This is a genomic window from Vibrio sp. MMH1-50, assembly GCF_022347645.1.
In the GTDB taxonomy this organism is placed as follows: domain Bacteria; phylum Pseudomonadota; class Gammaproteobacteria; order Enterobacterales; family Vibrionaceae; genus Vibrio; species Vibrio harveyi.
The window spans coordinates 221,751-247,824 of record NZ_JAKRGG010000003.1 but is presented as its reverse complement, the minus strand read 5'-3'; the positions used below and the strand labels follow the sequence as shown (position 1 = coordinate 247,824).

At 44.7% G+C, this 26,074-nt stretch carries 24 protein-coding genes; 12 read left to right on the top strand and 12 right to left on the bottom strand.

Annotation, left to right across the window (positions count from 1 at the left end; genetic code table 11):
* Positions 1-26: 26 nt before the first annotated feature.
* Complete coding sequence (trmD, locus tag MHO32_RS04410) at positions 27-770, top strand: tRNA (guanosine(37)-N1)-methyltransferase TrmD (RefSeq protein WP_005446247.1); 744 nt, start codon at positions 27-29, stop codon at positions 768-770.
* A 41-nt stretch (positions 771-811) separates the two neighbouring features.
* Positions 812-1,165, top strand: coding sequence for a 50S ribosomal protein L19 (gene rplS / locus MHO32_RS04405; RefSeq protein WP_005379971.1), 354 nt, complete (start codon positions 812-814; stop codon positions 1,163-1,165).
* A gap of 370 nt (positions 1,166-1,535) precedes the next feature.
* Here rplS and yacG read toward each other — a convergent pair whose 3' ends face one another.
* From yacG to nadC, 8 genes are all read right to left on the bottom strand, one after another.
* Positions 1,536-1,730 (bottom strand): DNA gyrase inhibitor YacG, encoded by a 195-nt coding sequence (yacG, locus tag MHO32_RS04400; protein ID WP_005446249.1) that lies wholly within the window; start codon positions 1,728-1,730, stop codon positions 1,536-1,538.
* 62 nt (positions 1,731-1,792) lie between these two features.
* The gene (gene zapD, locus MHO32_RS04395) at positions 1,793-2,533 is read right to left on the bottom strand and encodes a cell division protein ZapD (RefSeq protein WP_005446251.1); all 741 of its coding nucleotides are present in this window, start codon (positions 2,531-2,533) and stop codon (positions 1,793-1,795) included.
* A gap of 27 nt (positions 2,534-2,560) precedes the next feature.
* On the bottom strand, positions 2,561-3,175 hold the full coding sequence (gene coaE, locus MHO32_RS04390) for a dephospho-CoA kinase (protein WP_017817675.1): 615 nt from the start codon (positions 3,173-3,175) through the stop codon (positions 2,561-2,563).
* Positions 3,176-4,045: a prepilin peptidase gene (locus MHO32_RS04385; RefSeq protein ID WP_045488712.1), complete on the bottom strand. Its 870-nt coding sequence runs from the start codon at positions 4,043-4,045 to the stop codon at positions 3,176-3,178.
* Between the two features lie 72 nt (positions 4,046-4,117).
* Positions 4,118-5,341, bottom strand: a complete 1,224-nt coding sequence (locus MHO32_RS04380) for a type II secretion system F family protein (RefSeq protein WP_005446256.1) — start codon at positions 5,339-5,341, stop codon at positions 4,118-4,120.
* 33 nt (positions 5,342-5,374) lie between these two features.
* On the bottom strand, positions 5,375-7,060 hold the full coding sequence (pilB, locus tag MHO32_RS04375) for a type IV-A pilus assembly ATPase PilB (RefSeq protein ID WP_239210720.1): 1,686 nt from the start codon (positions 7,058-7,060) through the stop codon (positions 5,375-5,377).
* Positions 7,060-7,518: a pilin gene (locus MHO32_RS04370; RefSeq protein ID WP_239210719.1), complete on the bottom strand. Its 459-nt coding sequence runs from the start codon at positions 7,516-7,518 to the stop codon at positions 7,060-7,062. Before MHO32_RS04370 ends, pilB begins: the two co-directional genes overlap by 1 nt.
* Before the next feature lie 265 nt (positions 7,519-7,783).
* A complete protein-coding gene (gene nadC, locus MHO32_RS04365) occupies positions 7,784-8,671 on the bottom strand; it encodes a carboxylating nicotinate-nucleotide diphosphorylase (RefSeq protein ID WP_239210717.1) in 888 nt (295 codons plus the stop codon).
* 92 nt (positions 8,672-8,763) lie between these two features.
* Here nadC and ampD point away from each other — a divergent pair, with 92 nt between their 5' ends.
* From ampD to lpdA, 5 genes are all read left to right on the top strand, one after another.
* Positions 8,764-9,315, top strand: a complete 552-nt coding sequence (ampD, locus tag MHO32_RS04360; protein WP_239210716.1) for a 1,6-anhydro-N-acetylmuramyl-L-alanine amidase AmpD — start codon at positions 8,764-8,766, stop codon at positions 9,313-9,315.
* 404 nt (positions 9,316-9,719) lie between these two features.
* Positions 9,720-10,487: a pyruvate dehydrogenase complex transcriptional repressor PdhR gene (gene pdhR / locus MHO32_RS04355; RefSeq protein WP_009699648.1), complete on the top strand. Its 768-nt coding sequence runs from the start codon at positions 9,720-9,722 to the stop codon at positions 10,485-10,487.
* A 55-nt stretch (positions 10,488-10,542) separates the two neighbouring features.
* Entirely contained in the window at positions 10,543-13,206 is a 2,664-nt protein-coding gene (aceE, locus tag MHO32_RS04350; protein ID WP_005446262.1) for a pyruvate dehydrogenase (acetyl-transferring), homodimeric type, read from the top strand.
* 30 nt (positions 13,207-13,236) lie between these two features.
* Entirely contained in the window at positions 13,237-15,138 is a 1,902-nt protein-coding gene (aceF, locus tag MHO32_RS04345; protein ID WP_239210715.1) for a pyruvate dehydrogenase complex dihydrolipoyllysine-residue acetyltransferase, read from the top strand.
* Between the two features lie 243 nt (positions 15,139-15,381).
* A complete protein-coding gene (gene lpdA, locus MHO32_RS04340) occupies positions 15,382-16,812 on the top strand; it encodes a dihydrolipoyl dehydrogenase (protein ID WP_005446266.1) in 1,431 nt (476 codons plus the stop codon).
* A gap of 321 nt (positions 16,813-17,133) precedes the next feature.
* On the opposite strand, the gene opaR is transcribed toward lpdA, so the two are convergent.
* Positions 17,134-17,748, bottom strand: coding sequence for a transcriptional regulator OpaR (gene opaR, locus MHO32_RS04335; protein ID WP_005446268.1), 615 nt, complete (start codon positions 17,746-17,748; stop codon positions 17,134-17,136).
* A gap of 321 nt (positions 17,749-18,069) precedes the next feature.
* Between opaR and hpt the strand changes: the two genes are divergently transcribed.
* Positions 18,070-18,600: a hypoxanthine phosphoribosyltransferase gene (hpt, locus tag MHO32_RS04330; protein ID WP_005446271.1), complete on the top strand. Its 531-nt coding sequence runs from the start codon at positions 18,070-18,072 to the stop codon at positions 18,598-18,600.
* Positions 18,601-18,688: 88 nt separating this feature from the next.
* Here the strand turns inward: hpt and can are convergent, their stop codons facing one another.
* Positions 18,689-19,357 (bottom strand): carbonate dehydratase, encoded by a 669-nt coding sequence (gene can, locus MHO32_RS04325; protein WP_005446273.1) that lies wholly within the window; start codon positions 19,355-19,357, stop codon positions 18,689-18,691.
* A gap of 283 nt (positions 19,358-19,640) precedes the next feature.
* On the opposite strand from can, the gene MHO32_RS04320 reads away from it, so the two are divergent.
* From MHO32_RS04320 to MHO32_RS04305, 4 genes are all read left to right on the top strand, one after another.
* Complete coding sequence (locus MHO32_RS04320; RefSeq protein ID WP_005446275.1) at positions 19,641-21,311, top strand: SulP family inorganic anion transporter; 1,671 nt, start codon at positions 19,641-19,643, stop codon at positions 21,309-21,311.
* A gap of 233 nt (positions 21,312-21,544) precedes the next feature.
* Positions 21,545-22,462 (top strand): ABC transporter ATP-binding protein, encoded by a 918-nt coding sequence (locus MHO32_RS04315; RefSeq protein ID WP_005446278.1) that lies wholly within the window; start codon positions 21,545-21,547, stop codon positions 22,460-22,462.
* Positions 22,462-23,232 carry an ABC transporter permease gene (locus MHO32_RS04310; RefSeq protein ID WP_005446280.1) on the top strand — a complete coding sequence of 257 codons (771 nt, stop codon included), beginning with the start codon at positions 22,462-22,464 and terminating at the stop codon, positions 23,230-23,232. Before MHO32_RS04315 ends, MHO32_RS04310 begins: the two co-directional genes overlap by 1 nt.
* 141 nt (positions 23,233-23,373) lie before the next feature.
* A complete protein-coding gene (locus MHO32_RS04305) occupies positions 23,374-24,303 on the top strand; it encodes a Kdo(2)-lipid IV(A) acyltransferase (protein ID WP_005446281.1) in 930 nt (309 codons plus the stop codon).
* A 62-nt stretch (positions 24,304-24,365) separates the two neighbouring features.
* On the opposite strand, the gene panC is transcribed toward MHO32_RS04305, so the two are convergent.
* A complete protein-coding gene (gene panC, locus MHO32_RS04300; protein WP_009698749.1) occupies positions 24,366-25,268 on the bottom strand; it encodes a pantoate--beta-alanine ligase in 903 nt (300 codons plus the stop codon).
* A gap of 11 nt (positions 25,269-25,279) precedes the next feature.
* A complete protein-coding gene (gene panB, locus MHO32_RS04295; RefSeq protein ID WP_017189142.1) occupies positions 25,280-26,074 on the bottom strand; it encodes a 3-methyl-2-oxobutanoate hydroxymethyltransferase in 795 nt (264 codons plus the stop codon).

Sequence of the window (26,074 nt, the reverse complement as noted above, 5' to 3'; positions counted from 1 at the left end):
CTCCAAAATTACAGAGCGAGATAAACATGTGGGTTGGCGTTATTAGCCTTTTTCCTGAAATGTTCCGTTCTGTTACTGATTTTGGGGTAACAGGTCAAGCGGTTAAAAAAGGTCTTTTGTCGATTGAGACTTGGAATCCTCGTGATTTCACTCATGACAAACATCGCACTGTCGATGACCGACCTTACGGTGGTGGTCCTGGTATGTTAATGATGGTTCAGCCTTTGCGCGATGCCATTCATACCGCGAAAGCAGCCTCACCGGGTAAGACGAAAGTCATTTACCTTTCTCCTCAAGGTCGTAAGCTCGACCAGAAAGGCGTTGAAGAACTGGCAACGAATGAGAATTTACTTCTGATTTGTGGTCGTTACGAAGGGGTAGATGAGCGCATCATTCAATCTGAAGTCGACGAAGAATGGTCGATTGGGGATTTTGTGATGACGGGTGGTGAGATACCTGCCATGACGTTAATCGATTCTGTCTCTCGGTTTGTTCCGGGTGTACTAGGGGATTTCGCGTCAGCAGAGGAAGATTCTTTTGCAAATGGTTTGTTAGATTGCCCTCACTATACGCGTCCAGAAGTATTGGATGACAAAGAAGTACCAGCGGTACTGATGTCAGGCAATCACAAGGACATTCGTCAATGGCGACTAAAACAGTCGCTGGGCCGAACTTGGCTTAGAAGACCAGAGCTCCTGGAAAACCTAGCTCTGACTGACGAACAGGAACAATTACTTGCTGAGTTCATTAGTGAACATAGTGCAAAGTAACCTAATTTATTTAGTATCAGTTTATTCTAGGAATTTAAAAAATGAGTAACATCATCAAGGCTCTTGAAGAAGAGCAAATGAAATCAGACCTACCTAAATTTGCACCAGGTGACACTGTTGTAGTTCAGGTTAAAGTTAAAGAAGGTGACCGTGAGCGTCTACAGGCTTTCGAAGGCGTTGTAATCGCAATCCGTAACCGTGGTCTTCACTCTGCTTTCACTGTACGTAAGATCTCTAACGGTGAAGGTGTTGAGCGTACGTTCCAAACACACTCTCCAATCGTTGATAGCATCGAAGTTAAACGCCGTGGTGCAGTACGTCGTGCCAAGTTGTACTACCTACGTGAGCGTTCTGGTAAGTCTGCTCGTATCAAAGAGAAACTTGCTAAGAAGTAATGCTATAACTAGCGTTCTCATAGTAAACGGAGCCCATTTGGGCTCCGTTTTTTTATGCGCGAAAAAGGACGTTATGCTTCGAGAGTCAGGAATACTTGCTCTGATATAGTAGAGCGCTTCGGTTAGTGAGCGGCATTTGTCCTACGAGAGAGTAAAAAAGGGATCCCCAACTCGCTCGTTCCTCGCTCTTGAGGATGACGAATAAAAAACAAATAAATGAACTCAAACAACGTTACTCCCGAAAGCGACGAATGCGCATTGTCGGAATCTCTCTTTCGGCGTAATAAAAAACAAAAAGGGCCGATGTTCTCACATCAACCCTTCTTTTTATTCTCGAAGCGTGGTGCTCTCGTTTCTGAGTTCTAGCTTCTTAGTATTGGTCTTCAGACCAACCATCACTGTCCGACATATCTGGTGCGCCAGGAATGGTATTTTCTTCGTCAGCCCATTCGCCAAAATCAATCATTTGGCACTGTTTGCTACAGAAAGGGCGGTGAGGACTTTGCTCTCCCCACTCTACGTCGGCACCACATTGTGGGCATGGAACGACTGTAATTTTAGACATCGTCATTCGTCCTATTTATTCGGTGTTCAAAGGTGTTATGGCAATAGTAGTGCGAGTTGCGCTTAGCTACAAACAGCGAGTTCAAACTCAACGTCTTGAGTACAAGCTTGACCGCTTTCAAAAGCCATGAATTTGATGGCAAAACGGTTTTTATGACCCGAGATCATCGGGTAGACACCGTATTCCATTGGAATGTGTAAACGCAGGATGTTGGCTTCGTCCGCGTCGCTTTGGAAGAATCCAGTGCGAGCGATTTGTGCTTTGAAATGTCCTGTTTCGCGAGTCAGCTTGAGCCAGAGTGCTAAGGCATCAGACAAAGGTTTTAAACTCGCTTGCCACTGTTCTGCATCGTGTTTTTTACGCTCAATAGGTAAATGAAGCCAGTAGTGCAACGCAGGAAGATCAAAACAACATGACCCTCCAGGTAAGTTAAAGCGTTGGCGAATTGAACTTAAGAAGCGATCTTCTTTAAGTGCCTGACCAAAACGCTCAGCAGTCATCAGTTGGCTATGGACCACGTCGATCTCTTTTAAGAGTTCGCTAAGGGCTTGCTGATCGACACCATCGACATTAAGCCAATTGCGATAAGCTAAACGTTGCTTTTCAAGATCTTTTGCCAGTTCGCTTTTTAATTGAATTTGCTCAAAGATCTCGATCATATCAAAGAGTGCACGGAAGAACAGTTGATACTGATGATTGTCAGCAAAACCAGAGGCTAGGTGAGCCTGACGCAACAAAGACTCAACTCTTAAATAAATGCGAGTTTTTTCATTTAGCGGATGTTCAAATTTGTGCGTGGTCATCGACAGTAGCCTTGGTGAGTTTCATTCCTATTTTCGCAGATTTTTCTTACACATGGCTAGGTACTTTTCGTGTAAATCTGTGATTTGAAGCAAAAGATCTGGGTCATCTGGATTATTCTTAACCACATCATCAGCCAGAGCAAGTCGTTGTTCACGAGATGCTTGAGATGCCAAGATAGCTTTTGCTTGCTCTTCGCTCACGTTATCGCGTTTCACCGTTCTTGAGATCTGGGTTTGTGGCTCGACATCAACGACAAGTACACGATCGCACAAACTATCGAGCTTGTTTTCTACCAATAAAGGTACAACTAAAAGAGCGTAGTCTGATGTGACTTGCTCCAAGTCTTCGATCATCTTTTCGCGAATCATTGGGTGCAATAACCCATTCACCCATGCTTTCTCTTCTGGGTTAGAGAAGATTTTTTCTCTCAATTTGGCTCTATCAAGTGTTTGATCATCTCGGACAATATCAGTGCCAAAGTGCTCAATGATGGCATTAAGTCCAGGTGTGCCTGGCTCTACGACTTCACGAGCCACAATATCAGCGTCAACGATGTCTATTTTGAACTGCTGTTTGAATAGGTTTGCCACGGTGGTTTTGCCGCTCGCAATACCGCCGGTTAGGCCAATAACAAAAGCCATTTACACTCCTAGAATCGACGTAAAGTACCAGTTGAGGATTTGATTGCCCCAAATTAGGCTCACCCATCCTGCAATTGCAAGGTAAGGGCCAAAAGGAAAGGCTTTTTCGATACCTTGCTTTTGCAAGCGCAGCTGGATAAGACCAAAAATGACGCCTACTACCGAAGAAAGTAAAATGATCATCGGCAGAGATTGCCAGCCCAGCCAAGCTCCTAATGCAGCAAGGAGTTTAAAGTCGCCATAGCCCATTCCCTCTTTGCCTGTGAGGAGTTTGAATAACCAATAAACACTCCAAAGACATAAGTAGCCTGCCATTGCTCCAATAATAGAATCTTGAAGACTTACATGGCTGATACCGGCAAGAGCAAGAGCAATACCCGCCCACATCAATGGCAGTGTGAGTTGGTCTGGCAGCAACATGGTATCAAGGTCGATAAATGTGGCAGCAATCAATACAAAGGTAAAGAAAACCAGCGCCACAGTGAAGTAGCTAAAACCGAAATGAAAAGCGATAAAACCCGAACAAAAAGCGGTAAGCAGTTCGATAAGAGGGTAACGGGCACTGATAGGTGATTGGCAGTTGTGGCATTTACCTTTTAGTAATAGCCAACTAATCACAGGGATATTGTCTCTAATGCGGATATGTGTACCGCATTGCTGACAAGATGAACGTGGCACGCTTAAGGTTAATGTCTCTTTTGGTGGCTCGATCTTGTATTCAGGGAATGATTCAGCACACTCGCGTCGCCATTCTAGTTCCATGATCTTAGGTAAACGGTAAATAACTACGTTGAGGAAACTACCCACGATCAAACCAAAAATAGCGGTAAATACAACGAATAGCCATGGGTAGTACTGGAATACTTCCATATCAGTCTCTTGAGCGGTAAATCAAACGAGCAAGGTGCTGTTTTGATAGAATTAATTTGCTAAAGGATCATTCTATCCCAATACGCTCATCAAGTTAAAGATTGGTAAGTACATTGCTGTCACCAAACCACCGACAACGACACCCAGAAAAACAATGATCAACGGTTCCAAAATCTTACTGAGGTTGTCGACGGTGTTATCGACTTCGAACTCATAAATAGCGGCTATCTTGTTGAGCATGTCATCTAAGCGACCTGACTCTTCACCAATCATGACCATTTGCAATACCAATTCTGGGAAGACGTTACAGTTACGCATGGCAATGTACATTGGCATACCAGCGGCAGTATCTCGATATACCTCTTCGATTGCCAATTGATAGTGCATGTTACCAGAGGTTTTTGAGGTAGTTTTCAAGGCGGTTAGGATAGGAATACCTGCGCTAAAACTGGTCGCCAAAGTACGACTAAACTTCGCAATGGCAGCTTTGGATAAAACTGGTCCTAAAATAGGTACTCTTAAACTCGACCGTGCAGTCAAAAGACGAAATGAGTCGGAGCGTTGTGACATGATTTTGCCAGAAATGAGTAAGCTCACAAAGCTCAGCCCAATGAAGGGACCCCAATTTTGGGTCCAAGCAGAAAGGTTGAGTACCATCTGGGTGAAGGCGGGTAATTCGGCACCAAAACCTGTAAACATTTTTTCAAACTCAGGAATAACCTTTGTCAGCATTAAATAAGAAACCCCAAGTGCTACTAATACCACCATCGCCGGGTAAATGAGCGCTTTAATAACCTTTGCACGCAACTGCTCGCTTTTTTCTCGGTAGGTTGCCAGACGCTCAAAGACTTGGGATAAGTTACCGGACTGCTCACCTGTTGCTATTAAGTCGGTGTAAAGTGGATCAAAGTGCGTGCTAGCGGTACGCATGGCTTTCGACATCGGTGTCCCTGCTTCTACCGCTCGCGTCACACTCATTAGGATCGATTTCATTTCAGCTTTTTTATGGTTCTCTGAAACTAACTTGAGTGCCTGAACAATAGGGACGCCAGTCATCAACATGGTGGCGATTTGACGAGTAAACACCGTAATGTCTTTGCCTTTTACTCGATGACTTATCTTGGTGATAAAAGAAATACTGCCTTTTTTGAGTTTTTTTATCTTGATGTGCTGAGCATCAAGGCGCTCTCTTACCTCGACCTCTGTCATTGCGAGCACATTACCAGAGGTTTTTTTACCCGAGCTATTAATGCCTTTCCAACGGTAGTTCTTAAGTTGTGGAGCGATGGTTTTCATAGTGTAAGTAACTGCCTAATAAAATCTGAGAAGTTAAAAATAGAGAACGCGTTGCAGCTCACTAAAGCTGGTGACGCCTTGTTTGAGCTTTTCAATGCCGGACATTTGTAGAGTCTGCATACCATTGGCAATCGCTAGCTTTTCTAATTCGTGTACTGAAGCGCCTTTGATGAGCGCATTTGATAGGGATTCATCAAACTTCATCACTTCGTAAATGCCAGTGCGACCAGAGTATCCTTGGGTGCATTCGTTACAACCATCAGGATTCGCTTGGAAGATATCTTCAGTGCTGGTAATTCCAATATGTTGAAGTTGGCTGTTAGGTTCTTGAGTTTGTCTGCAATGTGGACAAAGCTTTCGTGCTAAACGCTGAGCGATGATCAAGCTAAGAGAGGATGCGAGGTTAAAGCTTTCTACCCCCATATTTGATAAGCGAATGACCGTCTCGGCGGCGGAGTTGGTATGCAGGGTAGAAAGGACTAAGTGCCCGGTTTGTGACGCTTTGATCGCGATTTCTGCCGTGTCGAGATCTCGGATCTCACCCACCATGACTACATCGGGATCTTGACGCAAGAAAGAGCGAAGCGCTTCTGCAAAGCCAAAGCCGATCTTAGGTTGAACTTGAACTTGGTTAATGCCGGGTAAGTTGATCTCAACGGGGTCTTCAGCGGTGGAAATGTTAATCTCGGTTTTATTGAGAATGCTCAAACCAGTGTAAAGAGAAACCGTTTTGCCGCTGCCCGTTGGTCCTGTCATTAGGATCATGCCTTGTGGGCGGCGCAGTGCTTCTAAATACAATTGCTTTTGATGATCGCTGTATCCGAGTTTATTGATATCTAATGCTGCAGAACTGCTGTCGAGCAAACGCAGTACGATTTTCTCCCCAAACAGAGTTGGCAGCGTGGAGACTCGCATGTCAATCGCGGTGTCTTGGTTTAATTTGAGCTTGATGCGACCATCCTGTGGTAAACGGCGCTCAGCGATATCAAGCTTAGATAGGATCTTTATTCGGGCTGAGAGGCGACGGCTTAAATGGCTCGGAGGCTGCTGAATTTCGATCAAGATGCCATCGCAACGCAAACGCACTCGGTACATGTTTTCATAGGGCTCGAAGTGAATATCGGAAGCCCCTTTACGAACGGCATCGAGCAGAATTTGGTTAATATAACGACTAACAGGCGATTCATCTTGGCTGAGATCTTCAATGTTCTCAATTTCGTCCTCACCAATATCAACGAGACCTGCCAGTTCATCTTGGTTGATTTCTTTAAGACCGGACTTTTCTTGACCGAGTGCACGACCATATAAACGACGAATGGCTGCGGTGAGTTCTTTAAAATCCGCCAGAACAAGCTCGACTTGTAAGCCGGTAGCAAAACGAAAGTCATCTTCCGCTTGTAAGTTAGTTGGGTCTGCAACTGCGAGTATTAATGTCGAAGATGTGCGATTGAGTGGCAAGGCATTATGTCGAGTGATCAGATCGCGCAAGCCAAGCTTTTGACACAGCGACGAGTACTCATACTGACTGAGTGATGTGCAGGAAAGCCCAAAGATAGAGCTCAGGTGCTCAGTCAACTCGTGAGATTGAAAAAAGCCAGAACTGAGTAAAGCCTCCGGCATCGAAATGCCAGAAGCTTTAGCTTGCTCAAGTAACGATTCTTCTTGGGAAAAGGTCAGTATTCCCGCTTGACGAAGAACCGTTGAGAGGTTGGTTAGCATTATTTACAAGTTTTAGGAAGCAATTCGCTATCCAAATCAGATGATGAGCAATCCCATCCTCCATATGTTGCCGTTCGCGTAAGAGTCAGTTTTTTCCCTGAAACTAAAGCACTAACACCCGCACTAGCTGTTGTTGCAAATGTAAAAGAAATTTTGCCTCCATCAGTACTTTGGTCTGTAAAAGCTACAGTTCCTAAATGCATTGATGGAACCCCTAGGGCCGTTGGTGTTGCATCAGAAGCTGAGCCATCTGGAAATAAACCGTTCTCTACCGTGTAAGCTTCTACATTAGTTTTAGCTCCTGTCAATGTTGCTAAAACAGATGCAACTTCACTTTTAGCTACATACTTTTGGTATTGTGGCATTGCAATCGCTGCTAAAACACCAATAACCGCTACCACGATCATTAATTCAATTAGAGTAAAACCCTGCTGCTTCTTCTGTTTATTCGTTTTCATCTTGTTTCCTTAAGATAAATTTAGTTAATGCTTATGCATGGGGCAGAAGATTAAAAAGAGTAGAGGAAAGAGAAAACTGGGAAGGGAGAAGCTCTCGACTGAGATAAAAATCTTTACACTCAAGTTGCATATTGCATGCAAGGTTTTGCGAGTGGTGTTATTTTTTTATGCGGATAAAAATAAAGAGCCGTGCGGCTCTTTATTGGTGTTTAATGGCAGTAACTCTATGAGTTAACGAGAATTACTTTTGCTTATTTAGTTTGGATTACTTGAAGCGCATCGAAAGATCCATCGCTTTTAGGTGCTTAGTTAAAGCGCCCACCGAGATGTAATCTACGCCTGTTTCTGCGTATTCAGCGATGGTTTCTAGAGTCACGTTGCCAGAGTTTTCTAACGCAGCGCGTCCTGCATTGATAGCGACTGCTTCACGCATCATATCTGTAGTGAAGTTATCGAGCATGATGATATCTGCACCTGCTTCAATCGCTTCTTTTAGCTCGTCCAAGCTTTCCGTTTCCACTTCAACTGGTTTACCTGGGTTCAACGATTTTGCTGTGGTAATCGCTTGAGTGATCCCGCCACATGCAATGATGTGGTTTTCTTTAATAAGGTAGGCATCGAATACACCGATACGGTGGTTGAAACCACCGCCACAGGCTACTGCGTATTTTAGCGCACTACGTAAGCCCGGAATGGTTTTACGAGTATCTAATAGGCGGCACTCTGTGTGAGCAATTTTCTCTGCGTACTCAGCGGTAATGGTCGCGCAACCTGAAAGGGTTTGAATAAAGTTCATCGCGTTGCGCTCGCCAGTGAGCAAATCACGAGCAGGACCAGTCAGTGTGCAAAGTGTTTGGTTTGGTTCAACCTTGTCGCCATCTTTTACATGCCATTCGATCGCGACTTTGCCACCCAGTTGTTTAAATACTTCATCTGCCCATGCTTGACCACAAAATACACCGTGTTCACGAGTAATGATGGTTGCTGTGTTAATAGCGTCTACTGGGATAAGCGATGCGGTGATGTCTTTGTCTGCATCCAATGTGCCACCTAGGTCTTCTTTTAGGGTATCGGCTACGGCACGAGTGATTTCTAATGGAAGTTGTTGCTTAAGGTATTCTAGGCGTTCTTGGCTGTTGTGTGTGTTCTTCATCGCAAATCTTGTCTTGAAAGGGAGATGGCAACGAATGATACTCTCCGGTGTCAATAATTTCAGCAGTTAATTTGCAAAGTAGAGAGGTTGATATGTGCCTAAAAATCGAGAATGGTTGGTTGACGCAAGCAAAGCATGTTCCATCGCCATTCTTTGATGCTCGTTCAGACAAAGATGACATCTCTCTGCTGGTGGTTCACAACATCAGTTTGCCGCCAGGGCAGTTTGGTGGTTCATATATAGAGGACTTTTTTACTGGCAATCTCGATCCTAAAGCACATCCATTTTTTGAAGTAATTCACAAAATGGGCGTTTCGGCACATTGCTTAATAAAGCGTAATGGCGAAATTGTTCAGTTTGTTTCGTTTTTAGATAGAGCTTGGCATGCAGGGCAATCTAGCTTTGCTGGTCGTGAACGTTGCAATGACTATTCGATTGGTATTGAGTTAGAAGGCACTGAGTTTGTGGCTTATACAGAAGAGCAATATCAATCACTTACGGCTTTGGCTCATGCGGTCATGCGTTCTTACCCCAAAATCACCTTACCCCGAATCACGGGGCATCAGTATATCGCTCCCTTGAGAAAAGCCGATCCTGGTCTAAGCTTTGACTGGGTCAAGTTCAGGCAACAAATACAACGCTAACTTGTAGCGAAAGTGTAAATTCAAAAAACAGAAATAAATAAGGCATACACTCAAGTATGCCTTTTTTTGATACGAGAAATATGAATGCTTGTTAAAAGTTAACTACATTTTGAACGCTCAAAACAGCGGTTGGTGAAAAAATGTACGGATAATTTTGTCATTTTTTGTTTTTGTTGATCAAAATTACTAGCACGCAGAGCTCCCATCTGTTTTGTTTATGTAATTGGTAAGACCAATTTTATTGCTGTTTTAATAGTCGATTGTTATCAGAGTGTTGGTTGTAAGCCCATTCTATGATTTAGGTCAATTTTTGGCTGGACAGTGGCGTTTTAATTATGTTAATTTCTGCACCATCTTAAAATTGGTATTACCAATTACCTGCAAGAGTAGAAGAACAATAAATTATGGCTTATCAAAGGATTCGTCAGCCAAAGCTCTCTGATGTTATTGAACAAGAGCTAGAAAGGTTGATTGTGGAAGGAACATTGTCTCCGGGGCAGCAGTTGCCACCAGAGCGCGAACTCGCTAAGCAGTTCGATGTGTCTCGTCCATCTGTCCGTGAAGCCATTCAACGCTTAGAAGCAAAGCGTTTGCTTACTCGTCGTCAAGGCGGTGGCACATTCGTTAGTGAAAACATCTGGAAAAGCTTTTCAGATCCGTTGTTGAACTTGTTGTCGACTCACTCAGAAACGCAGTTAGACCTACTTGAATCGCGCCATGCGATGGAGGGGATTTCAGCGTACTTTGCAGCTTTGCGTGGTACCGATGAAGATTTTGCACGCATTCAAGCTTGTTTGAATCAAATTAGCGAAGAGCAAAAAAGCGATAACGTTGAGGCAGAAGCCGCTGCAGTGATGCAGTTTCTAATTGCTTTGACTGAAGCGGCACACAATGTCGTCCTGCTTCATATTGTTCGCAGCCTTGCGCCTTTGCTTGAGCAAAATGTTCTACAGAATCTAAAGCTCTTACATCGCCGCGATGAAGTGGTCGATAAAGTAAGTAAACACAGAGCTAATATCGTGGATGCGATTGTTTCTGGTCAGCCTGAAAAGGCACGTGAAATGTCTCACTCACATTTAGCTTATATTGAAGAAACATTGTTGGATTTGACTCGAGAAGAGTCTCGACGAGAGCGTTCTCTGCGTCGAATTCAGCAAGGTAACGATTCTTAATACAAGAACCGCTTACTTAAATAAGTAGATCCAACCAACAGAAGGATAGATCGCCATGTCTGACATGAAGCATGACGTAGATGCACTGGAAACTCAAGATTGGCTACAAGCCCTTGAATCAGTTGTTCGTGAAGAAGGTGTAGAACGTGCACAGTTTCTATTAGAAACCGTTCTAGAAAAAGCACGTCTAGACGGCGTTGATATGCCAACTGGCATCAACACAAACTACATCAACACTATTCCAGCAGCACAAGAACCAGCTTACCCTGGTGACGTAACTCTTGAGCGTCGTATTCGTTCGATTATTCGCTGGAACGCAATCATGATCGTATTGCGTGCTTCTAAGAAAGACCTAGACCTAGGTGGTCACATGGCTTCTTACCAGTCAGCAGCGGCGTTCTACGAAGTTTGTTTCAACCACTTCTTCCGCGCTCCAAACGAGACGGACGGTGGCGATCTAGTTTACTACCAAGGTCACATCTCTCCGGGCATCTACGCTCGTGCATTCGTTGAAGGTCGTCTAACTGAAGAGCAGCTAGATAACTTCCGTCAAGAAGTAGACGGTAAAGGTATCCCATCATACCCGCACCCTAAATTGATGCCTGAGTTCTGGCAGTTCCCAACAGTATCTATGGGTCTTGGTCCAATTTCTGCGATCTACCAAGCGCGTTTCCTTAAGTACCTAGACGGTCGTGGTCTGAAAGACACGTCTGCACAGCGTGTATACGCGTTCCTAGGTGACGGTGAAATGGATGAGCCAGAATCACGTGGTTCACTTTCTTTCGCTGCGCGTGAGAAACTAGACAACCTAACATTCCTAATCAACTGTAACCTACAGCGTCTAGACGGTCCTGTAATGGGTAACGGTAGCATCATCCAAGAGCTAGAAGGTCTATTCAAAGGCGCTGGCTGGAACGTTGTTAAAGTTATCTGGGGTAGCAACTGGGATGCTCTACTTGCTAAAGATACAACAGGCAAGCTTCTACAGTTGATGAACGAAACTGTAGATGGTGACTACCAAACATTTAAATCTAAAGACGGTGCTTACGTACGTGAACACTTCTTTGGTAAGTACCCAGAGACTGCAGCACTAGTTGCAGACATGACTGATGACGAAATCTTCGCACTTAAGCGCGGTGGTCACGAGTCTTCTAAACTGTACGCAGCTTACAAAAACGCGGCAGAAACTAAAGGTCGTCCAACAGTAATCCTAGCGAAGACTGTTAAAGGTTACGGCATGGGTGAAGCGGCTGAAGGTAAGAACATCGCGCACCAAGTTAAGAAGATGGATATGACTCACGTACTACACCTACGTGATCGTCTAGGTCTTCAAGACATTCTAACTGACGAAGCAGTGAAAGAACTTCCATACCTGAAACTTGAAGAAGGTACAGCGGAGTACGAATACCTACACGCTCGTCGTAAAGAACTAAAAGGTTACACGCCACAGCGTCTACCTAAGTTCACTCAAGAATTCAAAACACCTGAGCTAGAAGAGTTCGCTCCGCTACTAAGTGAGCAGAAGCGTGATATCTCTACAACAATGGCTTACGTTCGTACTCTTAACATTCTGCTTAAGAACAAGAACATTGGTAAGAACATCGTTCCTATCATCTGTGACGAAGCTCGTACGTTCGGTATGGAAGGTTTATTCCGTCAGATCGGTATTTACAACCCGCACGGTCAGAACTACACACCTCAAGATCGCGACATCGTTTCTTACTACAAAGAAGCAACTTCAGGTCAGGTTCTACAAGAAGGTATCAACGAACTAGGTTCAATGGCTTCATGGGTTGCAGCAGCAACGTCATACAGCACGAACGATCTACCAATGATCCCGTTCTACATCTACTACTCAATGTTTGGTTTCCAACGTGTAGGTGATATGGCGTGGATGGCTGGTGACCAACAAGCTCGTGGTTTCCTACTAGGTGCTACTGCAGGTCGTACAACGCTAAACGGTGAAGGTCTACAGCACGAAGATGGTCACTCGCACATCATGGCGAATACAGTTCCTAACTGTATCTCTTACGACCCAACATTCGCTTACGAAGTTGCAGTAATCATGCAAGACGGTATCCGTCGCATGTACGGTGAGAACCAAGAGAACGTGTTCTACTACCTAACGGTAATGAACGAAAACTACGCAATGCCAGCAATGCCAGAAGGCGCTGAAGAAGGTATCCGTAAGGGTATCTACAAGCTTGAGTCTTACGCAGGTGACAAGTCTAAAGTTCAGCTAATGGGCTCTGGTACTATCATGAACGAAGTACGTAAAGCAGCGACTATCCTAAGCGAAGAGTACGGCATCGCATCTGACGTGTTCTCTGTAACATCGTTCAACGAGCTAACTCGTGACGGTCAAGACGCAGAGCGTTACAACATGCTTCACCCAGAAGCAGAAGCAAAAGTACCTTACATTGCACAAGTAATGGGTACTGAGCCAGCAATCGCAGCGACTGACTACATGAAGAACTACTCTGAGCAAGTTCGTGCGTTCATGCCTTCTGAGTCTTACAAAGTACTTGGTACTGATGGTTACGGTCGTTCTGACAGCCGTGAGAACCTACGTCGTCACTTCGAAGTTAACGCGGGCTACGTAGTTGTTGCAGCTCTTACTGAACTAGCGAAACGTGGTGATGTTGAGAAGTCAGTCGTCGTTGAAGCGATTGCTAAGTTCAACATCGACACTGAAAAAACAAACCCACTTTACGCTTAATACAGCGCTTAACTAGAAGGTAAATAAGCAATGGCAATCGAAATTAATGTACCTGACATCGGTGCGGATGAGGTTGAAGTTACTGAGATTCTTGTAAGCGTTGGCGACAAGGTTGAAGAAGAGCAGTCTCTTATCACTGTTGAAGGCGACAAAGCTTCTATGGAAGTTCCAGCGTCTCAAGCAGGTATCGTTAAAGAAATCAAAGTAGCGGAAGGTGATTCTGTTACGACTGGTTCTCTAATCATGATTTTCGAAGCCGAGGGTGCAGCAGCTGCTGCACCTGCTCCTGCAGCAGAAGCGGCTCCAGCAGCGGCTCCAGCTCCAGCAGCAGCGGCAGAACTAAAAGAAGTTCACGTTCCAGATATCGGTGGCGACGAAGTAGAAGTTACTGAAATCATGGTTGCAGTTGGCGACAGCATCGAAGAAGAGCAATCTCTTCTAACGGTTGAAGGCGACAAAGCATCAATGGAAGTTCCAGCACCATTCGCCGGTACTCTAAAAGAGATCAAAGTTGCTGCTGGTGATAAAGTAACAACTGGTTCTCTAATCATGGTATTCGAAACTGCCGGTTCAGGCGCAGCAGCGGCTCCAGCAGCCGAGGCGTCGGACCGAGTAGAAGCTCCAGCAGCTCCAGCGGCAGCAGCTGACAAAGAAGTGAATGTTCCAGATATCGGCGGTGACGAAGTTGAAGTTACTGAGATCATGGTTAAAGTTGGCGACACAGTAGAAGAAGAGCAATCTCTAATCACTGTTGAAGGTGACAAAGCTTCAATGGAAGTTCCAGCTCCATTCGCTGGTACGGTAAAAGAAATCAAGATTGCAGCTGGCGATAAAGTAACGACTGGCTCTCTAATCATGGTATTCGAAGTAGCTGGCGCAGCTCCAGCTCCTGTTGTAGCACCTGCACAAGCAGCAGCTCCAGCACCTGCAGCGGCTCCTGCTCCAGCAGCAAAAGTTGAAGCGGCACCTGCAGCGAACGATTTCCAAGAGAACAACGACTACGCACACGCGTCTCCAGTTGTCCGTCGTCTTGCTCGTGAATTTGGCGTTAACCTATCTAAGGTTAAAGGTACTGGTCGTAAGAGCCGTATCCTAAAAGAAGACGTTCAAGCTTACGTTAAAGATGCGCTTAAGCGTCTTGAGTCTGGCGCTGGTGCGGCAGCATCTGGTAAGGGCGACGGCGCAGCGCTTGGTCTACTACCTTGGCCAAAAGTTGACTTCAGCAAATTCGGTGAGACGGAAGTTCAGAAGCTTTCTAAGATCAAGAAGATTTCTGGTGCAAACCTACACCGTAACTGGGTAATGATCCCTCACGTTACACAGTGGGACAACGCTGACATCACTGAGCTAGAAGCATTCCGTAAAGAGCAGAATGCAATCGAAGCGAAGAAAGACACTGGCATGAAGATCACTCCTCTTGTGTTCATCATGAAAGCAGTAGCGAAAGCACTAGAAGCGTTCCCAGCGTTTAACTCTTCACTTTCTGAAGATGGCGAAAGCATCATTCTTAAGAAGTACGTGAACGTAGGTATCGCAGTAGATACGCCAAACGGTCTTGTTGTTCCGGTATTTAAAGACGTGAACAAGAAAGGCATTTACGAGCTATCTGAAGAGCTAATGGCAGTTTCTAAGAAAGCACGTGCAGGTAAGCTAACGGCAGCTGACATGCAAGGCGGTTGTTTCACAATCTCTAGCCTTGGCGGTATTGGCGGTACAGCGTTTACGCCAATCGTAAACGCGCCAGAAGTAGGTATCCTAGGTGTATCTAAATCTGAAATGAAGCCAGTGTGGAACGGCAAAGAGTTCGAACCACGTCTACAGCTTCCACTGTCTCTATCATACGACCACCGTGTGATTGATGGTGCAGAAGGTGCACGCTTCATTACTTTCCTAAACGGTGCACTATCAGACATTCGTCGCCTAGTACTGTAATATAGAAAGTAATAGTTAAGGTGGCTTTCGGGTCACCTTACTTCTTTATATAAAAGACTATTTTTAGACGACAATTTCTTACATCGTTCAGAATCTGAAAGATGAATTGTTGTCTAGCTCACAGGCTAACTTAAAGCTGCTTTCACACTGTTAACATCTCTGTAAAATATTGATCGTTTGAAAGCCTAATAATTTAAGAACATCTACTCAGCCTGTTAGGGATAATGACTACAAGAGGTCACAATGAGCAAAGAAATTAAAGCCCAAGTTGTTGTACTTGGTTCTGGTCCTGCTGGTTACTCAGCTGCATTCCGTTGTGCGGACTTAGGTCTAGAAACAGTACTAGTTGAACGTTACAGCACTCTTGGTGGTGTGTGTCTAAACGTTGGTTGTATTCCATCTAAAGCACTTCTTCACGTTTCAAAAGTTATCGAAGAAGCGAAAGCGATGGCTGAGCACGGTGTTGTGTTTGGCGAACCGCAAACAGACATCAGCAAAATCCGTATCTGGAAAGAGAAAGTTGTAAACCAACTGACTGGCGGTCTTAGCGGTATGGCTAAGATGCGTAATGTTACTGTAGTAAACGGCTACGGTAAGTTCACAAGCCCTAACTCTATCCTTGTAGAAGGCGAAGGCGAGTCAACAACGGTTAACTTCGACAACGCTATCATTGCTGCGGGTTCTCGCCCAATCAAACTGCCATTCATCCCGCATGAAGACCCACGTATTTGGGATTCAACGGATGCTCTAGAACTGAAAGAAGTACCTGAAAAGCTGCTTATCATGGGCGGTGGTATCATCGGTCTAGAAATGGGTACGGTTTACCACTCACTAGGTTCTAAAGTAGACGTAGTTGAGATGTTTGACCAAGTTATCCCTGCTGCGGACAAAGACATCGTTAAAGTCTTCACTAAGCGTATTAAAGACAAGTTCAAGCTAATGCTTGAGACGAAAGTAACAGCAGTTGAAGCGAAAGAAGATGGTATCTACGTTTCAATGGAAGGCAAAAAAGCACCAGCAGAAGCTGAGCGCTACGATGCGGTTCTTGTTGCTATCGGTCGTGTTCCAAACGGTGCGCTTATCGACGCTGAAAAAGCGGGCATTGAAGTGGACGAGCGTGGCTTTATCAACGTTGATAAGCAAATGCGCACTAACGTTCCTCACATCCACGCGATCGGTGACGTAGTTGGTCAACCAATGCTTGCTCACAAAGGTGTGCATGAAGGTCACGTTGCTGCAGAAGTTATCTCTGGCAAGAAGCACTACTTCGACCCTAAAGTTATTCCTTCAATTGCTTACACTGAGCCAGAAGTGGCATGGGTTGGTAAGACTGAGAAAGAAGCGAAAGCTGAAGGCATCAACTACGAAGTGGCAACATTCCCATGGGCTGCATCAGGTCGTGCAATCGCATCTGACTGTGCAGACGGTATGACTAAGCTAATCTTCGATAAAGAGACTCACCGTGTTATTGGTGGTGCAATCGTTGGTACTAACGGTGGCGAACTGCTTGGTGAAATCGGTCTAGCTATTGAGATGGGTTGTGATGCTGAAGATATCGCATTAACTATCCATGCTCACCCAACTCTACACGAGTCAGTGGGTCTAGCTGCTGAAGTATTTGAAGGTTCAATCACTGACCTTCCAAACAAAAAAGCAGTTAAAAAGAAAAAATAATTTCTTTTGAAGACCGAGAGTCTTAAAACTTGAATGATAAAAACCGCTGATTCGTCAGCGGTTTTTTTATGCGCGGAACTTGAAGAGGGAATGAGGTCTCCTTTTAGGCGATTGTGCTTGATAGTTGGAAATCTCTTGGTTTAACACCAAGGAATCGAGAGGTATGTATTTGGATAATCATGAAAGGAGTTTCGATTAAGAAGGGGTTGGCTGAACTTGTTCCTAGAAAGGCAAAATAAAATCCAGCTTCGCAGCTGTCTAAAACGAAAAAGGCCAACACTCCAGTGTCAGCCTTTCATTTAGTTAAACTCGCGTTTTAGCTTAGTGATCGCGGTTGTAGATGCACAACATATCTAGGTAAGCACTAACGAGTGTTGATAGCTCGGCTTCGCTCTTAGAGCGATTTGCTTGTACGAAGATAGAGTAACAAATACCATGGAACAGATTCGCCAAGTGTTCCGGTTCATGTTGGTCACAAACTTCCCCACGTTCGATAGCTTTGATGAACATGTTTTGCACCAGCAGTTGGTTGGTGCGGTTTGTCGTTACGAATAGTGGCCACACTTCATCACGTGTTGATGCACTCCACTCGAACCAAACTTTCAACCAATGGCAATCTTGGCTTACTAGTTCAATCATTGCGTTAGTGATGTTAGCGATGTTCTCGCGTGCATGAATGTCTAAGTCGATGTTATCTGATAAGAAGTTCGAGAATTGACGAACCACGTGATTCAGAACTTCATCCACCAAGTCTTCGCGAGTTGGGAAGTAGTTAAATACTGTCGCAACAGAAACTTGAGCAATCTCTGCAATATCAGCGTGACCACCACGACCAATGCCGCGACGAGCAAACACTTCAAGAGCGATTTCCATTAGTTGCTGTTTACGTTTTAGAGGGGAAAGCCTAGTACGAGGTCTCTTTGCAATTGAGTCCATAATCCATTTTCCTTGCCATTTGAGTTGATATTTTGGGGATAGTCCCCTAATTGATTATTTTAATAGTTGCTTAAAGCATTGATGAGTGTAATGGTGCATATGTGCAAGGTCAACATCTGATGCGTAATTTATAGACAGTAATGTCATTATTGATGTTTCATTCAATGATATAAGTTCTAAAATTAAGACTTTCATCCAAGAATTCAACGAAATGGGATGCGACTTTCCACCTATTGAGTGGGGTGTTACACTACACGCCGCAAGATAAGGTGATCGTTTGCGTACGACCAACCTCAACCCACAAAGAAAATTGAGCACAGTATGAAACATACAGTAGAAGTCATGATTTCTGAGCAAGAAGTTCAGGAACGTATTCGTGAATTAGGCAAGCAAATTACAGAACGTTACCAAGGTAGCGAAGATCTGGTTCTGGTTGGTTTGCTACGCGGTTCATTTGTATTTATGGCCGATTTGGCTCGTGCAATCGAACTGACTCACCAAGTCGACTTTATGACCGCTTCTAGCTACGGTAACACGATGGAAAGCTCTCGTGACGTACGTATCCTGAAAGACCTTGATGACGACATCAAAGGCAAAGACGTACTGATCGTGGAAGACATCATTGATACAGGTAACACACTGAACAAGATCCGTGAAATCCTGTCTCTACGTGAGCCGAAGTCTATTGCGATTTGTACGCTGCTAGACAAGCCATCACGTCGTGAAGTTGAAGTGCCAGTTGATTATGTTGGTTTTGCTATTCCTGATGAATTCGTAGTTGGTGTGGGTATCGACTACGCTCAAAAATACCGTCATCTACCGTTCATTGGTAAAGTGGTGCCTCAAGAGTAGTCATTAGTCTTGATAGAAGAATACAAAAAACGCCCGTTAAGCAATTAACGGGCGTTTTCTTTTATTTGGTTCGGCTTATGTTTTTAACTCAGCGACAAAGCAATTTGTTGTCTGAGTTAAGAATGGTTGAGAGCGCTTTTTGGTAAGAGGCTTCCACGGTCTCTTTTGAGTTTGAACGAATTCCCAAGTATTCAAGGCGACCATCTTCAATCCCGTAAACTACGCCATGAATCTCAACGTCCTGACCACGCTCCCACGCATTTTGCATGATGGTGGAGTTGCCTAAGTTATAGACTTGCTCAGCTACGTTGATTTCACCCAGTTTGTCAGCGCGGTCTTCAAGAGGCATCTGGTCTAGGTATGGGCGATGTTTAAAGTAAAGGTCACGGATATGAAGTAACCAGTTATTGATAAGACCTAGTTGAGGATTATCAATAGCGGCGTTAACGCCACCACAGCCATAGTGACCACATACGATGATGTGTTTTACTTTCAATACGTCCACGGCGTATTGCACCACAGAGAGGCAGTTTAGGTCAGTGTGGATGACCTGGTTCGCAACGTTTCGGTGAACAAATAACTCGCCAGAGAAAAGACCGGTCAATCGCTCTGCAGGAACGCGACTGTCTGAGCATCCAATCCAAAGAAAGTCTGGTTTCTGACCTTCTGCAAGCTTTGCAAAGTATTCTGGACGATCAGATTTAATTTCTTCTGACCACTTAGAGTTATTTTCGAATAATTGTTTAATTTCCGGCATCTGACATCTACTTCCCTAAAAATTAAAAAAACCAACCACTCACCAGTGCTTATAAAGCGATCAGCGCTGTAACTATACACAATGTTACAATTTCGATCCCGTTAAATATTCATTCAAGATGACTCATCTGACTAGTTCTCGCTGTGAAAATCATAAAATATGCAGACATCATTCAGTATGCGAATAAGCCTAGCGAATTCGTGGTTTTATTGTGTTTTTTTCTTTGACGAAATATTTGTTAGATTGATGGCATTTTGTCTTTTTAATGCAGGGAGCAAATTCAATGTTCGGTAGTCGCTTTAAGGATATCAACTTGAAAGGGGATCTGTTTGGTGGCGTCACCACGGCCATTATTTCACTTCCTCTTGCGTTAGCCTTTGGTGTCGCATCTGGCGCTGGCGCAGAAGCAGGTTTATGGGGGGCGATCATGGTGGGGCTTTTCGCGTCACTGTTTGGTGGTTCCAATACTCTGATTTCTGAGCCTACCGGTCCAATGACAGTGATCATGACCGCCGTGTTGACTAGCATGATGGCGAAGTACCCAGAGACGGGAATGGCAATGACATTCACCGTTGTGATGATGGCGGGGGCGTTTCAAATTGTGCTTGGTACATTGAAACTCGGTAAATACGTGACACTCATGCCTTATAGTGTCATCTCGGGATTCATGTCAGGGATTGGCGTGATTCTGATTATCTTGCAGTTGTCGCCTTTACTCGGTCATGCTGCACCTTCTGGTGGGGTTATAGGCACATTATCGGCATTGCCTGATACCATTTCTAACCTGAAGTTTAGCGAGTTGTTTTTGGGCTTGCTGACATTAGGCATCTTATTCTTCTTTCCGAAGCAGTATCGTAAGTACGTACCCGCCCAACTTGTCGCGCTAGTAGCGGTTACGTTGTTATCGGTGATTTTGTTTGATGCAGAAGACATTCGTCGAATTGGTGAAATCCCCGCAGGCTTACCTTCTTTGGTCGTGCCACATATCGATCCTGCGATGTTCACCGAGATGGTCATTGATGCATTAGTTCTGGGTACGTTGGGTTGTATTGATACGTTATTAACCGCGGTAATCGGTGATTCATTAACACGTAAAGAGCATGACTCAGACAAGGAGCTACGTGGTCAAGGCTTGGCAAACATGATTTCTGGTTTGTTTGGCGCTTTACCAGGTGCTGGTGCCACAATGGGTACAGTAACCAATATCCAAGTAGGGGCTCGTTCCCCTTTGTCTGGTGTTATTCGTGCGCTGATTCTCGCGCTGGTGGTTTTGGTTGCAAGTGGCTTGACCGAACCTATCCCGATGGCTGTGCTGGCGGGTATTGCAGTGTATGTTGGCTTCAATATTCTTGATTGGAGTTTTATCCAACGTGCTCATAAGGTGAGCTTCCCAGGTATGGCGGTTATGTATGGCGTCATGCTGCTGACGGTCTTTGTTGATTTGATTGTTGCTGTGGGGTTAGGGGTATTTATTTCTAATATCATCATCATTGAGCGTTTGAGTCGTGAGCAAGCACGCCAAGTTAAGGCCATCAGTGATGCCGATGAAGATGATGTTCCGCTTACGGACAGTGAACGAGGACTGCTTGATCGAGCCAATGGTAAAGTCTTGTTCTTCTACTTGTCTGGACCAATGATCTTCAGTGTTTCGAAAGCCATTTCTCGCCAACACTCCAGTATTTCGGATTACGAAGTGATGATCCTCGATCTGACTGATGTGCCGATGATTGATGTTACGGTAGGCTTAGCGCTTGAGAATGCGATCAAAGATGCGTTGGATGCGGAGTGTGAAGTTTACTTGCTGTGTCCAAACCAACGCACACGTGAGCAATTAGAGAAGTTCCACGTGATTGATTTAGTCCCTGATCAGAACACTTACAAGTTCCGTTATGAGGCATTGAATGCTGCGATAAAGCATGTAGAAACAGATGAGCATCAAATGCTAACAATGTAATCTTGTTTTGTTTTTTAAAAGCGCTGCCAAAGTTGTTTGGCGGCGCTTTTTAGTATACAGAATCGGGGATTTATAGTTATTTCTAATTTTATAGAAAGGTTTATTTGTATTCATCGTTATTCAACGATAAACTAATTCAACTTCAGTGCAATACCGCTTTGACCGCTGAGTCATATCAACTCTCTATCGGTATTGGCATTCACGATTCATCAACAGATGGCAATTATTACGCAATGTACGCATTAGAAATTGAACAGCTTCGCAAGACCTATGCGGGCGGATTTGAAGCGTTGAAGGGTATTAGCCTAACAGTAGAAAAAGGTGACTTCTACGCGCTTCTAGGACCAAATGGTGCAGGTAAATCCACTACGATTGGCATTATCTCTTCTTTGGTAAACAAAACCTCAGGTACGACCAAGGTCTTTGGTTACGACATTGATACGCATCTTGAATTAGCAAAGCAAAACCTAGGTTTGGTGCCACAAGAATTCAACTTCAACCAATTTGAGACGGTTGAACAGATTGTGATGCAGCAAGCAGGCTATTATGGCGTGTCAAAGATTCAGGCGAAAGAACGTGCCGAGAAGTATCTGACAAAGCTCGATTTGTGGGAAAAACGCAAAGAACGTGCGCGTAATCTATCTGGTGGTATGAAGCGCCGTCTTATGATTGCTCGCGCTTTAATGCATGAACCACAGTTGTTGATCCTTGATGAACCAACCGCTGGTGTCGATATTGAATTGCGTCGCTCGATGTGGGATTTCTTAAAAGAGATTAACCAAGAGCAGGGTATTACTATCATTCTAACGACTCACTATCTTGAAGAAGCAGAAATGTTGTGTCGCAATATCGGCATCATCAACAAAGGTGAGCTTATTGAGAATACGACGATGAAAGCGCTGCTTGGTAAGCTTCGTGTTGAAACCTTCATTCTCGATGTTGAGTTTGACGGTGAGATGCCAGAGCTTAAAGGGGTGAATAGTCAGGTTATGATAAATGGCTCGCTAGAAATTGAACTGGATAAGAGCCAGGGGTTGAACTCAGTATTCAGTCAGCTTTCCGAACATGGCGTAAAAGTGCTGTCTATGCGTAACAAAGCGAACCGCTTGGAAGAGTTGTTTGTCAGCATCGTTCGCGGAGGTAACCAATAATGTACAAGTTATATTGGACGGCTTTTTGCAGCCTGCTCACCAAAGAAATCAATCGCTTTACTCGTATTTGGGTACAAACGCTAGTTCCGCCAGCGATTACAATGACGCTGTACTTCATCATTTTTGGTAGTTTGATTGGCTCTCGCATTGGCGACATGAACGGTTTTAGTTACATGGAGTACATTGTGCCTGGTCTGATTATGATGTCGGTGATCACCAATTCGTATTCCAATGTGGCCTCATCGTTCTTTAGCTCGAAATTTCAGCGTAATATTGAAGAGCTTCTGGTTGCACCGGTACCAAACTACGTGATCATCCTCGGTTTTGTCATGGGAGGCGTTGTGCGTGGTTTATTGGTGGGAACCATTGTGACGTTCGTGTCTCTGTTTTTTGTGGATCTGCAAGTCGACCACTGGGGCATCATTATCGCGACGGTATTTATGACATCAGTTGTGTTCTCACTAGGTGGCTTAATCAACGCAGTTTATGCAAGAACGTTTGACGATATCTCTATAATCCCGACGTTTGTATTGACGCCTCTGACCTACTTAGGTGGCGTGTTCTACTCTATCAGCCTGTTGCCTGAGTTCTGGCAAGGTGTGTCGAAGCTGAACCCTATCGTCTACATGGTGAACGCATTCCGTTACGGTTTTCTTGGGGTTTCTGATGTTGGCATTGTGACGTCATTTAGCGTGCTGACGGTATTCGTTGTTGCGCTTTATGCCGTGGCACATTACCTCGTGACCAAAGGAATTGGCTTGAGAAGCTAACATAAACAGATGTTGAAAGAGCAGCGATGAGAGCTGCTCTTTCTTTATGCATTTCTATACATTTCCATACAATTTTTCGACTTTTTACATGCTAGGTTTTACTCATTTCTGTAAATGCATTTGTTGTAAATGAGTCAAGCCATGAATACCGTTCCGTCCCCACCTTTCACCTTGAAATTGCTTCTCCCTAAATACTGGTCTGTCTGGTTTGCATTTGGCTTGCTCGCGTTTGTTGTTAATGCGCTACCGTATCCGCTGCTGCGAGCACTGGGAAGAGGTATTGGCTCCCTTGCAATGCTGCCAATGAAGCGCCGCCGGAAAATTGCTAAGCGTAATCTCAAGCTCTGCTTCCCTGAATATAATGAACAACAGTGTGAGGAGTTGGTGAAGGCAAACTTTAAATACACCGGCATGGCACTGATTGAAACGGGCATGGCTTGGTTTTGGCCCGATTGGCGGGTAAAACGTTTGGTGACGGTGGTTGGTAAAGAGCGCATTCTTGAACAAGAAAGAAATGGACGTGGTGTGCTGGTGATATGCAGCCACCATCTTAACTTAGAGATGACGGCGCGTATTTTTAGCCAATTTGCGAAAGGGTACGGTGTGTATCGCCCGAACTCAAACCCTGCTTATGAGTTTATTCAGCATCGCGGTCGAACGCGCTGTGGGCATCAAATGATAGACCGAAAAGACGTAAAGTCGATGCTTAAAGTTCTGAAAAATGGTCAGCGACTGTGGTACCTACCAGATCACGATTATGGGGTGAACAATTCGGTGTTTGCTCCTTTCTTTGCTGTTGAACAAGCGGCAAGTACGGCGGGATCGAGTGTATTAATTGATGCAACCAAGTGTGCGGTGATGTCCGGAGTGACGGTCATGAACGATAACCGATATACGCTTTACATTGGTGAGGATCTGAGTGGGCAGTTTGAACGACGAAATCCAGTTAAAGCCGCGAGTATTTTGAATCAAGAGATTGAAGGGATGATAAAACGAGATATTCCCGCGTGGATGTGGTTGCACAAGCGATTTAAGACTCGCCCTGAAGGACTTCAATGCGTCTATTCATAAATCTCATTACTAGATACAAAAAAGGTCGGCTTAGTGCCGACCTTTTTATTTAAGACTTAGATTTACTCTGCGCTCGCTGAGCTTTCTTCGCTTGATTCATCTTCTTTGGTTTCTACTGCCATATCAACCGTTTGGTTGTCGATTAGGCGGGCTTTACCTAAGAATGCAGACATCAAGATTACCGCTTGGGTTGTCTCTGCAGTGATTGCTTGAAGTGTACGAGCATCACGGATGAAGATTTCATCTGGTTGAAGACCTGCTGCACGAAGCTGATCGCTTGCGTCTTCAATCACTGATGCGTAATCATCACGACCGCCACGCATTGCGCTGCTGATCCAACGCATTGTACGAGCTAGCACTGGTGCACGTTGACGCTCATCAATCGTCAAAAGACCATTGCGTGAGCTCATTGCAAGACCGTCCATCTCACGTACTGTTGGTACGCCAATAATCTCGATGTCCATTGCCAAGTCTTCAACCATCTTGCGAATCACGGCAAGTTGTTGGAAGTCTTTTTCACCAAAGCACGCAACATCAGGTTGAACGATGTTGAAAAGCTTGTTTACGATGGTAGTAACGCCACGGAAATGACCTGGGCGAGAAGCACCTTCAAGAATGGTAGATAGACCAGGAACATCAACAAACGTTTGTTTATCCAAGCCTTCTGGGTAGATGATTTCAGGTGTTGGTGTGAACACGATTTCTACGCCTTCACCACCTAGCTTGCTCAAATCTTCTTCTAGAGTTCGAGGGTAGTTGTTTAAATCGTCTGCACGGTCAAACTGCATCGGGTTTACAAAGATGCTTACAACAACGACATCCGCGTATTCGCGAGCTTTACGAACAAGTGTTAAGTGACCTTCATGGAGGTTGCCCATAGTTGGAACAAACGCCACTTTACGACCTTCACGCTTAAAGGTTTTTACTTGTTCACGAATCGCTGAGATTTCCGCAAAAGTTTGCATGCATTTATCCTCTAGGCAATGGTATGAGCTTCGTCTGGGAATGCACCGCTTTCAACATCAGCCATATATTGAGCCACGGCTTTGCGCATATCGCCTGTTTCAGCAAGGAAGTTTTTCGAGAATTTTGGCATGTAGTTCGCCGAAATTCCAAACATATCGTGCATTACAAGAATTTGACCATCTGTCACATTACCTGCACCAATACCAATTACTGGAACATCAAGAACTTGCGTAATACGAGCCGCTAATTCAGCAGGAACACACTCTAGTAAAACAATTTGAGCACCAGCTTCTTGCAGTGCCAGTGCGTCTTTTACCATACGATCGGCTTTTTCTTGATCGCGGCCTTGCACCTTGTAACCACCAAAGATATTGACTGATTGAGGGGTTAGACCAAGGTGAGCACATACTGGTACAGCACGTTCAGTTAGCATCTTAACGGTATCAACTAACCAGTCGCCGCCCTCGATTTTTACCATATTTGCACCAGCACGCATTAGCGTTGCTGCGTTCTCACACGCTTGCTCTGGCGTTGCGTAGCTCATGAATGGCATATCAGCCATCAATAGACAGTTTGGGCTGCCTGCGCGTACACAGCGGGTGTGATAAGCGATATCTTCAACAGTAACTGGTAACGTGTCTGATTTACCTTGCAGAACCATACCTAGAGAGTCACCTACCAATAAAACAGGCATGTCTTGGCTTTCAAAAAGTTGGGCAAAGCTCGCATCGTATGCAGTTGAAGTAGCAAATTTACGACCTTCTTGCTTCCACTTAATCAGGTCGTTAATGGTCATTTTTTTCAT